This window comes from Streptomyces xiaopingdaonensis, assembly GCF_000262345.1.
Classification (GTDB): domain Bacteria; phylum Actinomycetota; class Actinomycetes; order Streptomycetales; family Streptomycetaceae; genus Streptomyces; species Streptomyces xiaopingdaonensis.
The window spans coordinates 1-12,899 of the sequence record NZ_AJTQ01000199.1 but is presented as its reverse complement, the minus strand read 5'-3'; the positions used below and the strand labels follow the sequence as shown (position 1 = coordinate 12,899).

10 protein-coding genes and 1 pseudogene are annotated in these 12,899 nt (G+C 72.5%); 8 read left to right on the top strand and 3 right to left on the bottom strand.

What is annotated here, in order from left to right; translation table 11 throughout:
* Nucleotides 1-220 precede the first annotated feature (220 nt).
* The gene (gene glgX / locus UWG_RS0116140; protein WP_016908259.1) at nt 221-2,392 is read right to left on the bottom strand and encodes a glycogen debranching protein GlgX; all 2,172 of its coding nucleotides are present in this window, start codon (nt 2,390-2,392) and stop codon (nt 221-223) included.
* A gap of 351 nt (nt 2,393-2,743) precedes the next feature.
* Here glgX and UWG_RS0116135 point away from each other — a divergent pair, with 351 nt between their 5' ends.
* The 6 genes from UWG_RS0116135 to UWG_RS0116110 all read left to right on the top strand — a co-directional run bounded on the left by UWG_RS0116135 (nt 2,744) and on the right by UWG_RS0116110 (nt 10,866).
* On the top strand, nt 2,744-3,988 hold the full coding sequence (locus UWG_RS0116135; RefSeq protein ID WP_157838561.1) for an SAV2148 family HEPN domain-containing protein: 1,245 nt from the start codon (nt 2,744-2,746) through the stop codon (nt 3,986-3,988).
* Between the two features lie 234 nt (nt 3,989-4,222).
* On the top strand, nt 4,223-5,743 hold the full coding sequence (locus UWG_RS0116130) for a bifunctional cytidylyltransferase/SDR family oxidoreductase (protein ID WP_016908257.1): 1,521 nt from the start codon (nt 4,223-4,225) through the stop codon (nt 5,741-5,743).
* Nucleotides 5,740-7,839 carry a hypothetical protein gene (locus tag UWG_RS0116125; RefSeq protein ID WP_016908256.1) on the top strand — a complete coding sequence of 700 codons (2,100 nt, stop codon included), beginning with the start codon at nt 5,740-5,742 and terminating at the stop codon, nt 7,837-7,839. Before UWG_RS0116130 ends, UWG_RS0116125 begins: the two co-directional genes overlap by 4 nt.
* Before the next feature lie 63 nt (nt 7,840-7,902).
* The gene (locus UWG_RS0116120; RefSeq protein ID WP_016908255.1) at nt 7,903-9,339 is read left to right on the top strand and encodes a polysaccharide pyruvyl transferase family protein; all 1,437 of its coding nucleotides are present in this window, start codon (nt 7,903-7,905) and stop codon (nt 9,337-9,339) included.
* A gap of 151 nt (nt 9,340-9,490) precedes the next feature.
* Complete coding sequence (locus tag UWG_RS0116115; protein WP_016908254.1) at nt 9,491-10,258, top strand: hypothetical protein; 768 nt, start codon at nt 9,491-9,493, stop codon at nt 10,256-10,258.
* Nucleotides 10,259-10,326: 68 nt separating this feature from the next.
* Nucleotides 10,327-10,866, top strand: a complete 540-nt coding sequence (locus tag UWG_RS0116110) for a DUF1697 domain-containing protein (protein ID WP_272943202.1) — start codon at nt 10,327-10,329, stop codon at nt 10,864-10,866.
* Nucleotides 10,867-10,878: 12 nt separating this feature from the next.
* Here the strand turns inward: UWG_RS0116110 and UWG_RS0116105 are convergent, their stop codons facing one another.
* Nucleotides 10,879-11,700, bottom strand: a complete 822-nt coding sequence (locus UWG_RS0116105; protein WP_016908252.1) for a pentapeptide repeat-containing protein — start codon at nt 11,698-11,700, stop codon at nt 10,879-10,881.
* Between the two features lie 162 nt (nt 11,701-11,862).
* Between UWG_RS0116105 and UWG_RS34260 the strand changes: the two genes are divergently transcribed.
* Both UWG_RS34260 and UWG_RS0116100 read left to right on the top strand, forming a co-directional pair.
* A complete protein-coding gene (locus UWG_RS34260) occupies nt 11,863-11,973 on the top strand; it encodes a putative leader peptide (RefSeq protein WP_420235632.1) in 111 nt (36 codons plus the stop codon).
* A 202-nt stretch (nt 11,974-12,175) separates the two neighbouring features.
* Nucleotides 12,176-12,772 carry a winged helix-turn-helix domain-containing protein gene (locus UWG_RS0116100; protein WP_016908251.1) on the top strand — a complete coding sequence of 199 codons (597 nt, stop codon included), beginning with the start codon at nt 12,176-12,178 and terminating at the stop codon, nt 12,770-12,772.
* Here the strand turns inward: UWG_RS0116100 and UWG_RS30180 are convergent.
* Nucleotides 12,730-12,899, bottom strand: a pseudogene (locus UWG_RS30180) (sirohydrochlorin chelatase); the annotation flags it as partial. The gene UWG_RS0116100 and the pseudogene UWG_RS30180 sit on opposite strands and share 43 nt — an antisense overlap.

The window sequence follows — 12,899 nt, the reverse complement described above, 5'->3', positions numbered from 1 at the left end:
GCCTCCCACTCCCGCCCGGTTTGCGCCGTGGTGGTCGACGCGCTCCCGGCCGCGGGCGCGGTGCGCGACGGCGTGCGGCAGTCACGCGACGGGAGCCCGACCACGCTGTGGCGGCGCGGCGTTGGGCGTGTCCGGCCGGGCGTGCGGCGGCGGACGACCGTGCCGGAGACGCCGACACGCCTGCCGTCTCCGCGCCCCCTGACGGCCCGCGCGAGGGCCGTCAGTCCCTCCGCCGCAGGACGACGAGGCTCCGATCGAGGAGGGCGAGGCGGTCGCCGCCCTGGAGCGGCGCGGGCCCCGCCGGCGGCAGGCCGCTCTCGTACGCCGTGTCGACGACGGGGGTCCAGCCGCCGCCCAGCGCCCTCGGCACCGTGAAGTCGAGGGATGTACGCCCGGTGTTGAAGAGGAGGAGGAAGTCGTCGTCGGTGACGCGCTCGCCGCGGAGCCCCGGCTCGGAGATGGCGTGGCCGTTGAGGAGGACCCCGAGCGAGCGGGCGGTCGAGTCCTGCCAGTCCTGCTGGGTCATCTCGCGGCCCTCGTGGGTGTACCAGGCGATGTCGGAGAGGCCGCCCCCCGCGCCGCCCAGCGGCGCGCCCTGGAAGAACCTGCGCCGGCGGAAGACGGGGTGCGCGCGCCGCAGGCGCACCATCGCGCGGACGTAGGCGAGCAGTTGGCGGGGCGCGCCGTGCGTCGAGCCGCCGAGGCCCCGGGGCGGTACGGGGTCCTCCGCCTCGCCCTCTGCTCCGTCGGGCCAGTGCACCCACGAGACCTCGCCGTCCTGGCAGTACGCGTTGTTGTTGCCCCGCTGGGTGCGGGCGAACTCGTCGCCGTGCGAGAGCATCGGGACGCCCTGCGAGAGGAGCAGCGTCGCGAGGAGGTTGCGCATCTGGCGCCTGCGCAGGCGCAGCACCTCGGGGTCGTCCGTCGCGCCCTCGGCGCCGCAGTTCCAGGAGCGGTTGCTGCTCTCGCCGTCGCGGTTCTCCTCGCCGTTGGCCTCGTTGTGCTTCTGCTCGTACGAGACGAGGTCGTGCAGGGTGAAGCCGTCGTGGCAGGTGACGAAGTTGACGGAGGCGAGGGGGCGGCGCCCGTCGTTCTGGTAGAGGTCGCTCGAACCGGTCAGCCGTGAGCCGAACTCGGCGAGCGCGCGGGGCTCGCCGCGCCACAGGTCGCGGACGGTGTCCCGGTACCGGCCGTTCCACTCCGTCCACAGCGGCGGGAAGTTCCCCACCTGGTAGCCGCCCTCGCCGAGGTCCCAGGGCTCCGCGATCAGCTTCACCTGGCTGACGACGGGGTCCTGCTGCACCAGGTCGAAGAACGAGGAGAGCCGGTCCACCTCGTGGAACTGCCGTGCGAGCGTGGCCGCCAGGTCGAAGCGGAACCCGTCGACATGCATCTCGCCGACCCAGTAGCGGAGCGAGTCCATGATCAGTTGCAGGACGTGGGGGCTGCGCATCAGCAGCGAGTTGCCGGTCCCCGTGGTGTCGGTGTAGCGGCGGCGGTCCTCGGCGAGGCGGTAGTACGACGCGTTGTCGAGGCCGCGGAAGGAGAGCGTCGGGCCGAGGTGGTTGCCCTCGGCCGTGTGGTTGTAGACGACGTCGAGGATCACCTCGATCCCGGCGCGGTGGAGCTCCTGGACGGCCCGTTTGAACTCGGTGACCTGCTGCCCGCGGTCGCCGCCGGAGGCGTAGCCGTTGTGCGGGGCGAAGAAGCCGATCGTGTTGTAGCCCCAGTAGTTGCTGAGCCCAGCGTCGGCGAGTCTGTGGTCGGTGACGAACTGGTGGACGGGCATCAGCTCCAGCGCCGTGACGCCGAGTTGGACGAGGTGGTCGACGACCGCCGGGTGCCCGAGCGCCGCGTAGCTGCCGCGGAGCTCCTCGGGGAGCGCGGGGTGGAGCATGGTAAGGCCCTTGACGTGGGCCTCGTAGAGGACGGTGCGGTGGTAGTCGGTGCGCGGCGGGCGGTCGTCGCCCCAGTCGAAGTACGGGTTGACGACGACGGACGCCATCGTGTGCGGCGCGGAGTCGAGGTCGTTGCGGCGGTCGGGGTCGGCGAAGTGGTGGCCGTAGACGGCCTCGTCCCAGTCGACGGCGCCGCTGACGGCCTTGGCGTACGGGTCGAGGAGCAGCTTGGCGCTGTTGCACCGCGCGCCGCGTTCGGGCGCGTAGGGGCCGTGGACGCGGAAGCCGTACCGCTGCCCGGGGAGGACCCCCGGCAGGTAGGCGTGGCGGACGAAGCCGTCCGACTCGCGGAGCTCGACGGCCGTCTCGCTGCCGTCGTCGTGCAGGAGACACAGCTCGACGCGGTCGGCGGCCTCGGAGAAGACGGCGAAGTTGGTGCCGGCGCCGTCGTAGGTGGCGCCCCGTGGGTACGCCTTTCCCGGCCATACCTGCATGGCGTTGCCTCTTCCCGGTCGTGCCGTCGTGGTCGCCCGCACCCCTGGTGCGCCGCGTGTGCGCGGGCGGGGCGGGGCGCGCGGGGGGCGCGCACCCTGCGGGGTGCCTCCCGGACGGCCTTCGCCGCGCCGAGCCGGTACGGCCACTCCGCTGCGGCCGTGCCGGCTCCTGCGGGGAGGTCACCTGCACAGTACTGGCACAGGTCGGAAACCCACGCGTTATCCGGGCCCGTGTGGTCGTCGTCGCGGCAGAAGTCGACGTTGATTCGTCGCCGAGGTTCGGGTGCACCGCGTCCGGGTGCGCAGTAGTCTTCCTTGATCGAACAGCGGGGCGCGGAAGGCGGTGCACAGTTGGGCTCGGGTGAGCTTGAGCTCCCCCCGGGAGAGTCGGGCGGTGAGGGCGGGACCGCCGAAGTGCCGCCGGGTGCCGTGTCGTTGGCACGCCCCATGGAGATCGGCGCCGACCTCGACTGGGGGCCGGAGGACTGGGCGGAGGTGAGCACCCGCGCCCGGCGCGGCGGACGTGCGTATGTCTGGCTCAACCTCGTCGAGCAGCGCGTGCGTTCGGTCGTCGCCGCCGTCCTGCGCCCCATCTACGAGCCGGTGCACGGCGAGGAGTGGGTGATCGCGGCCGCCGGTCCCACGGGGCAGGAGTGGGTGCAGCGTGCCGTCGCCGTCCGCGAGGTGAGCCGGCGCAAGGGGTACCTCCTCGACCCGGCCGACGACACCCTCCTCTCCTTCCTCACGCTGCCGCAGCTTCGCGAGCTCATGGTGCAGCACTGGCCGTGCTTCGAGCCGTACTTCGAGGACCGCCGCGAGGTCGAACTCGCCCTCGACGAGCTGGAGGTGGCCCGCAGCGCCGTCGCGCGCAACCGGGCCCTCACCGGGACCGTCCTCGCGCAGGCGGAGCGCGCCTGCGGCCGGCTGCTGGAGCTCCTCGGCGCCTCGCACGACGCGCCGGCGGCCGGGCGCCTCGCCGTCGACGCGGTGGAGGAGCTCGTCGGCGACCGGTACGCCGACGTCGCCGCCGTCCACCCGGACCGGGTGAGGCTCCAGCGGAGGCTCCCGGCCGAGGACCTCTTCGGCGGGGCCCGCCGGCTCGACGCGGTGGGGATCGGGCTCAACCTCCTCGTGCAGAACTACAGCGCCCGGCGGCTGACGCGGCTCGCCGAGTCCGGCTGCCGCATGCGGCTGCTCTTCCTCAACCCGGCCTCCAGCGCCGTCCGCCGCAGGGAGCGCGAGCTGGGCCTGAAGCGGGGCGAGTTGAGCCGCTCGGTGGAGACGAACATCCTCCACATGCGCCGGGTGCGCGCCCGCCTCCGCGACACGGGGGCGTTCCAGATACACGTTTTCGACGAGACGCCGCGGTTCACCGCCTACCTCGTCGACGACGACGGCCCCGACGGGCTCGCCGTCGTCCAGTCGTACCTGCGCAGGGTGCGGGGGATGGAGGCGCCCGTCTGGGTGCTGCGCGGGGACGGGCGGCAGTTGGTGCGGCAGGAGCCTCCGCCGCGGGCCGCCGGGGAGGCGGGGCTTTTGCCGGTCTATCGCGAGGAGTTCGAGTCGGTCTGGGCGGATTCGCGCCCTGTCTCCTGACGTATCCCGCTGCTTCCCGCTGCTTCCCGACACCGCACGGCTTCTTCCGCGACCGCGGGCTTCGCGGGGCACGCACGTCGTGGGTGACGGCGCCCCTGTGTCTGTCACTGATCAGCATCGGATGTATCAGTTCCATTTCGCGCCACAACTATTACCGGGTTCGATGGGTCTAGTTCGTGCGGGGGCAATTCCTACGGCGTCCCTGCACGTTCGTGAGCCATCAGGAGCCAAAGAGTGATCAACCAAAGCAAGGGGAAAGGCGGCACAGGCACCACTGCGGTGGTTCTCGCCGGCGGTACCGGTCAGCGCATCGGGCTCAGCGTCCCCAAGCAACTGCTCAAGGTCGCGGGGAAACCCGTGATCGAGCACACCCTCTCCGTACTGGAGCAGTCGGAGGCGATCGACGACGTACTGGTGCTGATGGCGCCCGGGTTCGTCGGAGAGGTGGAGCAGCTCGTCGACAAGGCAGGGCTGAGCAAGGTGCGCGCCGTCGTCGAAGGGGGCGCGGACAGGAACGAGACCACCCGGCGCGCGATCGACCTCCTCGACGCCGAGCTCGCCGAGGGCGAGGACCGGAAGGTCCTCTTCCACGACGCCGTGCGCCCGTTCCTCTCGCAGCGGGTCATCGACGACTGCGTCGACGCGCTCGACCGCTACCAGGCCGTCGACGTGGCGATACCCTCGGCGGACACCGTGATCGTGACCCGCACCCACGGCGCCGACGGCGAGTTCATCACGGACGTCCCCGACCGCTCCCGGCTCAGGCGCGGTCAGACCCCGCAGGCGTTCCGGCTGTCGACCATCCGCCGGGCCTACGAACTCGCCGAGCAGGATCCGCACTTCAAGGCGACGGACGACTGCTCCGTCGTCCTCCGCTACCTGCCGAGCGTCCCCATTCACGTCGTGCCGGGCGACGAGTACAACATGAAGGTGACCCATCCGCTCGACGTCTTCCTCACCGACAAGCTCTTCCAGCTCGTCTCGACGACCGCACCCAGCCAGCCCGACAGACGCGCCTACCGCGAACTGCTCGAGGGCCGCACCCTCGTCGTCTTCGGCGGCTCGTACGGCATAGGCGCCGACCTCGCCGAGCTCGCCCGCGAACTCGGCGCCCGCGCCTACGCGCTCGGACGCTCCACCACCGGCACCCACGTGGAGGACCCGAAGGAGGTGGAGGAGGCGCTCGCGCAGGCGTACGCGGAGACCGGCCGGATCGACCACGTCGTGAACACCGCCGGAGTCCTGCGCATCGGCCGCCTCGCCGACACCTCCAACGCCGAGATCGAGGAGGCGCTCCGCGTCAACTACCTCGCGCCCGTGCAACTCGCCCGCGCCGCGCACCCCTACCTCGCGGAGACCGGCGGGCAGCTCCTCCTCTACACCTCCAGCAGCTACACCCGCGGGCGCGCCGAGTACAGCCTCTACTCCTCGGCGAAGGCCGCGATCGTCAACCTCACGCAGGCGCTCGCCGACGAGTGGGCGGCCGAGGGCATCCGCGTCAACTGCATCAACCCCGAGCGCACGGCGACGCCGATGCGCACGGCGGCGTTCGGCGAAGAGCCCGCGGGCTCGCTCCTCTCCTCCGAGCAGGTGGCACGCACTTCGCTCGACGTTCTCCTGTCCGACCTCACGGGACAGGTGATCGACGTGCGCAGGCAGGACCCGCTCGACTCCGGCACCTCCGCCGTCGAGCAGGCCCTCGCGGGCGCGCTCGCGCACAGCGGTGAGAACGAGAGCGCGGAGGTCGTCGCATGAACCAACGGCTCCAGCAGATGCTGCGCGTGGGCTCGACACCCGAGCTCGTCGCCGCGCTCCTCATGGGCCTCAGCTACCCGGTACTGATGACGGCGGCGCTCCTGCCCGACCTGTGGACGTTCGTCGTCGCGGCGGGTGTCAGCTACGCCTCCGACCACTACCTCCACAGGCGAGGCAGCTACCTGCTCAACCGGCTCAGCCGCTTCCGCGCGGGGCTCTCCCTGCGCTTCCTGATCCGGCAGCTCCTGCTCGTCCTGCTGCTCTCCCGGATGGACATGGCGGAGGACCCCGTCTCCTTCACCGCCATCGCGTGCTTCATCCTCTTCTACGCGCTCCAGGCCCCGCACACCGCGCTCACGGCGAAGATCCGCGCACGGCGCAGGCTCCCGGTGATCACGCGCAACATCGACCTCGCCGAACTGGGGATCGCGGACGGCCCGCCCGGCTGGCTCACCAACCGCGCCATGGAGAAGGTCCAGCACCTCGACCTCTTCGCGGTCGTCGGCGTGCTCGTCGTGGCCCGCACGGGGGACTCCTTCTACGGGTACGTCGGCATGGGTGCGACGCTCGTGCTCACCCTCCTGTACACCGGGCTCCTCGCCCGCTACCTGCTTCCGCACCTGCTCCCGCCGACGAGCGAGGAGTTCCTGGAGTGGTTCGACGGCTGGCTGCGCCGCTACCGGCCCACGACCGTCCTCTACTTCTCCGGCTCCGCCGAGTCGTCCTACCAGGTCAACATGTGGCTGGAGACGATGGAGGAGCTCGGCGGGCGTCCGCTCGTCGTCCTCCGCGAGCGGCACACGCTCGCCCGGCTGGCACCGACCCGCACGCCCGTCGCGTGCGTGCCCTCGGCCGTCCACCTGATGAACATGGACCTCGACTCCGTGCGGGTGGCGCTCTACCCGGCCAACGTCGGCAAGAACATCCACATGCTGCGGGTCCCGACGATGAAGCACGTCTTCATCGGCCACGGCGACAGCGACAAGATCGCCAGCATCAACCCGTACAGCAAGGTCTACGACGAGGTGTGGACGGCGGGCAAGGCGGGGCGCGACCGGTACGCGCTCGCCGACGTCGGCGTGCGGGACGACGCGGTCGTCGAGGTCGGCCGCCCCCAACTCGCCCCGATCCAGGGACCGCGGCGTCCGGAGGCGATGCCGACCGTGCTCTACGCGCCCACCTGGGAGGGGTGGACCGACGACCCGGGGAACACCTCGCTGATGCTCGCGGGCGAGAACATCGTCCGCGGACTGCTCGCCGCAGAACCGCCGGTACGCGTCGTCTACAAGCCGCACCCGTTCACCGGGACGCGGTCGCGGGAGGCGCTCGAAGCGGACGCGAGGATCACGGAGTTGCTCCGCGCGGCCGCCGAACGCCGCGCCGAGGCACCGGAGTTCGCGGCCGACGCCTCGCGGGGCGCCGACGGTACGGCCGCCGCGCGCGCCGAACTCGCCCGTATCGAGGCGGAGATGGAGCGGCTCCACGCGAGCGCCGCCGAAGGCGTCGACGAGGCGGAGACGGCCCGGGACGCGCTCCGCGACCCGCGGACGTCGCCGGAGGCGGCGGACCTCACCGCCCGCTGGAACGAGGCGTTCTGGCGGTCGTTCCCCGCATGGGAGCACCGCACCGTCACGGGCCCCGCGCCGGCGCTCTACGAGTGCTTCAACGCCTCGGACGGCCTCGTCTCCGACATATCCAGCGTCGTCTCCGACTTCCTGGCGAGCGGCAAGCCCTACGCCGTCACCGACTCGGCGGGGCTCGGCGCCACCGAGTTCGCCCGGCGCAACACCGCCGTGCGCGCCGCGGAGATCCTCGACAACGACGCACGCGGACTCGACGCCTTCCTCGCCGCCGTCCGCGGCGAGGAGGACCCGCGCGCCGGTGCCCGTGCCGAGCTGACCTCGTACCTGCTCGGGCCCGAGGAGCCGCCCGCACAGCAGCGGTTCGAGGCCGCCGTCGAGGCGCTCGCGGCGCGTGCCGAGGCGCGCAACGCCGAGCAGGCGGCGCAGTCGGCGGCCGAGGACGAGCCGCTGACGGGCGCGCGCGAGGTCCCGGCGACCGAGACCCCGGCGACCGTCGAGGGCACCGTCCGATGAACCCCGAGGCGCGCCGGTGAGCCGCGCACCCGCCATCAGCAGGGCAACGCAGCAAGGAGAAGCGTGAAAGAGATCGTGATGCGGGCGGGCAAGAGCCCGTTCGACGTCGTCACCCACGAAGAGTTCATCCACCAGGACCTGATGGGCACCAACTCGGGCAACCTGCTCTTCAGCGACGCGGTGCACAAGCAGCTCACCGTCCCGGGCACCGAGGTGGTCGCCGCGGGCCTGCGCACCGACTCCTCGAAGGAGAATGCGGCGCGGATCAACGAGCGGTTCGACCTCTACGCCGTGCCGCTGGCCAACGCGTTCCGGCCGAGCTTCGGCAAGTCGCTCGACAAACTGTCCACGCTCATCGAGCAGTTGAAGATACCCGTGGTCGTCGTCGGCGTGGGCGCGCAGGCGAGCACCGAGTACGACACCGGGCGGCTCGACGACATCTCGGTGTCCGTGCGGCGGTTCATGAAGGCCGTCCTCAACCGCTCGGCGAGCGTCGGCGTGCGCGGCGAGCTCACCGCCGACTACCTGAAGAAGCTCGGCTTCAAGGACGTCGAGGTCATCGGCTGCCCGTCGATGTTCTGGCACGGCGACACCTTCCCCGAGCTGGAGGCGAAGCCGCTCGACGCCGGCTCGCGGGTCGCCGTCAACGTCTCCTCGCAGGCGGAGAAGGAGGGCGGCATAGCGGAACTCACCGCGCACGCCCTCTCGCTCCACCCGGAGCTGACGTACTACGCGCAGAACCTCACCGACGCCGAGCTGCTCTTCTGGGGCGACACCTCGGTGGCCGGCAACCGGCGGAAGCCGCTGCCGGGGCTGCGCAGCCACCCGCTGGTGCGCGGCGGCCACACCCGCGTGCCCGTCGACCCCGCGACCTGGATGGCCGAACTCGCCGAGCACGACTTCTCGTTCGGCACCCGCATCCACGGCAACATGGCCGCGCTCCTCGCCGGCACCCCCAGCGTCGTCCTCGCACACGACTCGCGGACGCTGGAGCTGTGCCGGTACTTCGAGATCCCGCACCGCCTGCTCCGCGAGGTCGAGGCCGGCACCGCGCCCGCCGACCTCCTGGCCGAGGCCGACTACACGGCGCTCCGCAAGAACCACGCGGAGCGGTTCCGCCGCTACACCGATTTCCTCGACCGGAACGGCGTGCAGAACACCTTCAGCCACGGCGACGGCGGCAAGGCATGGCAGAAGGCCCTCGACGCGCTCGAACTGCCGCCGTCCGTCACGTCCTGGGACGGCAGCGACGACGGCGCTCTCGGCTACCGCATGGCCTGGCTGCGCGAGCAGGCGGTGACGGCCAGGCGCGGACGGGAGAAGACCGCGGCGCAGCTCCGCGAAGTCGAGGCGGAAAACAAGGAGTTGCGCAAGCTCACCGCCTCGCTGGAGAAGCGGACGGCGTCGCTGGAGGCCCGGCTCGACCAGTCGGGCGGCGGCGTGCGGCGTGTCGGCCGTGGCGTGAAGCGGCGCGCCAAGGGCATGCTCGGCAAGGACTGAGCCACCGCGACGGCGCCGCGCGGACGCGTCAGGGCAACCAGTCGCCGTACAGGGGTCGTTCACGCACGGGAGGCATGAACGGCCGGGCGGCCGGGACCTGTCGCGTCCGGCGGCGCCGGCAGCGGGGGTACGAACGCGGGGAGCGTGGGCGGTGGGGGACAGCGAGCCGCAGGAGAGGACCGTCCGGGCCCTCTCGTGCATCATCGTGGGGCTGATCGGAGCGGTGGTCCTCGCCGTCGTGGGCGGTGTCGTCTACGCCGTCTTCTTCGTCGTGGTCCCGAAGGTGCACTCGGACGCCGACGAGAGGGAGGCGTGGGAGAAGGAGCCGCCCTTCGACAGGGCCGAGGTCGTCCAGGTCCGCAGGACCGCCTTCGAGGACAACCCCGACGAACCCGTGCGGAGGCCGCGGCCCCAGGAGAAGCGCGTCGGCATCGGGCAGGTGAAGGACGAGATCTACGAGGACCTCGTGCCGATGCTCGGCGACGCGGAAGCCGTCGTGCCGATCGACTGCGGCGACGCCGTGCTCCGGGACGAGGTCTTCGGATGCACCGCGCGGTACAAGGACATCGAGGTCGACTACCGGGTCAGCATCACTGAGCTGAAGGTGCCGCTTCCGGTGCCGGGCGGCAGGAAGGCCACCTGGGAGCAGACCGTCAGGCCCGTGCGGATGCCGCTGTTCCGCGAGGCCGTGCACGCGAAAGCCTGGGAACGCACGCGGAGTTCGGGGGAGAAGCCCTACTGCGACCGCATGCCCCGGAGGACGATGGTGGAGCGCGGTGAGCCCACGGAGTACCGCTGCTACGCCAGGAAGACGGGCGAAGTGGCGCGGGGCTACAAGGCGTGGAACACCTACCGGGTGGAGACGGACAGCGACGGGCGCGTCGAGCTGGCGTACGTCGAGGGGAAGAAGCACCGCTGAGGCGTGCGGTCGGGGCCGGGTTTCGCGGGCACACTGCCGGGGCCGGCGTACCGCCATAGGATTTCCGCATGGCTACCACCACGCGTACCTACGCGGCGCTGCTGAGAGGTGTCAACGTCGGCGGTCACCGACGGATTCCGATGGCCGAACTCCGGGCGCTCATCGCCGGGTTGGGATGGACGGACGTGCGCACCTACCTCCAGAGCGGCAACGCCGTCTTCCGCACGGAGGAGCCGGAGCCGGGCCCCGTACTGGAGCGGGCGATAGCGGAGCGGTTCGGGACTCGGGTGCAGTGCCTCGTCCGCACCGGTGAGGAACTGCGGCAGATCGCGGCTGCCTGCCCGCTGCCGGTGGCGGAGCTGGACCCGGCCAAGGTGCTCGTCCTCCTCCTCGAGGAGACCCCCGAAACCGGCCACTTCGACGTCCTCTCTCCGGCCGACTACGCACCGGACGAGTTCCACCCGGTGGGCCGCGCCGTCTACTGCTACTTCCCGCACGGCATGGGACGAAGCCGACTGAGCTCCGCACTCACGGCCGTACGCCCGCAGTTGACGATGACGGGACGCAACTGGCGGACGTTGGAGCGGCTCATCGAGCTCACCGGCTGAGGCACGGGCCCTTCAGCCGCGCCAGTGGGCCGGCCGCGTCAGCGGGTGCGGCGGCCTTGTCGACAAGTCGCCCTGTGCCGAGGCGAGTTGGGGGCGGGTGAGGAAGAGGGCGTCGGTGAGGTCGGCGCCGTGGAGGCGCGCGTCCCGCAGGTCGGCGCCGATGAGGTCGGCCTCGCGCAGGTCGGCACCGGTGAGGTCGGCGGCGATGAGCACGGAGCCCCGCAGGTCGGCCCCGCGCAGGTCGGCACCGCGCAGCCGGGCCCCCAGCAGGTCGGCGCGCCTGCGGTCGCGGCCGCCGCCCGGGACGCGGGCGCGGACGAGTGCGCTCGTGCGCTCCAGCAGGGGGTCGACGCGGCCCCGGTGCGCGGCGACGTCGAGGGTCGCGAGCGCCTCGGGCGGGCTGCCCGCCAGCGCGTCGGTCTCCTCCCGCAGGGCGCGCAGTCGCGGGCCGAGGGCGCGGGCCGCGGTGCGGGTCAGGGCGTCGTCCAAGTACCAGAGCAGTTGGTGGAGTTGCTGCACGACGGGGAGCGCGGCGAACATCCGCTCCGCCGCCTCCGGGTGGCGCCGCCAGTCGCGTCCGCCGAAGGTCCGCTGCGAGACGCGCTGTCCGGCGCCGAAGCAGTCGTACGCCTCGCACCCGGGGAAGCCCTCCGCGCGGAGGCGGCCGTGGATTCCGCACCCGAAGTCCTCGCGCAGGTGCGTGCACGGGGTGCCCGCCGCCTTGTCCGCGGCGAAGTCGGCGGACGCGGTGAGGGGCAGCGCGACGCAGCAGAGCCCGAAGCAACTGCCGCACTCGGCCCGGAGGGCGTGCTGGTCTTCCACGGGTTTCGGCATGCTGTGCTCTCCTGCGCTCACCGGCTCCGCACCCCGGCCCTTCCGTACCGCCGTCTTCCCGCGGCGGGTCCGCGCCGGAGGTGCACGCGCCGATTCTCCCACCTCCGTACGGGCGGCGGCTCCCGGCCGCCGCCGCAGGCCGCGCGTTGACGCCGAACCTCCGTGCTGGCATGCTCACTTGGCGTGAGCCAGTATGCGAACCTCGTAGCGCGGCTGCACGTCGACCTCCGACGGCACGCCAGCGCCCTCTGTGCGGGCTGCGTCCTCCGCTGACGCGCGCGCCGCGCCCGGCCACACCGGCGGCCCTCCGGCCGCGGCGGACCGCCCCGGCTCCCTCCGCCTTCCGCTTCCACGTTCCCCGGTACGGGGCACCGCGTGGTGCGGCGCCCGCGTCTGCACGCCCTTCCCCGGACGGCCGTTCCCTTCGGCGCGGCCCCTCCGGTCCCCGCTTCACCTCTCGAAGGAGCACGCAGCCGTGACCGTCCAAGACCTCCCCGGGCTCGCCCCGTTGACCAGCGCGGACCTCGCCGCTCTCGGCCTCGGCGCCGAACCGGCCCGCGGCGGCTCCGCCGAACGCAGGCTCCGCGTCGTCCGCGAGCCGAGCGAAACCGATGGGCTCCCGCGCGAGGGGACCTCGGCGCCCCTCGTCGGCTACCTCGTCCTGGTGCCGGCCGGGACCGATCCGGCCCGGCTCCTCGCCGGCGCCGCGCACCCGCCGACCCCGCCCCAGGCCGCCCCGCCGGCCCGCGACGCGGTGGAGGTGGACGCCGAGCGCCGTCTCGCACGCGTCGAGGGGCGCCAACTCGACCTCACCTACCTGGAGTTCGAACTCCTCGCGCACCTCGTGGCCCACCCGGCGCGTGTGCACTCGCGGGAGCAGCTCGTCGGCGCCGTATGGGGATACGCACACGTCGGCGACGGTCGCACCGTCGACGTGCACATCGCGCGGCTCCGCCGCAAGCTCGGCCGCGCGCACCGCGACCGGATCGTCACGGTCCGACGGGTCGGGTACAAGTACCTGCCGGACGGTCAGGCCGCCGCGGGCAAGGCGTCGGCCGACGCCTCGGCGTAGCGCGCCGCGACGATCCGTACGACCTCGGGGGCGGCGCCGAGCACGGGCGCGACGAGCTCGGCGCCGGCCTCGGCCGCACCGGCGAGGATGCGGTCGGGGAGGCGCCCGGGCGCCAGCACGAACGGCG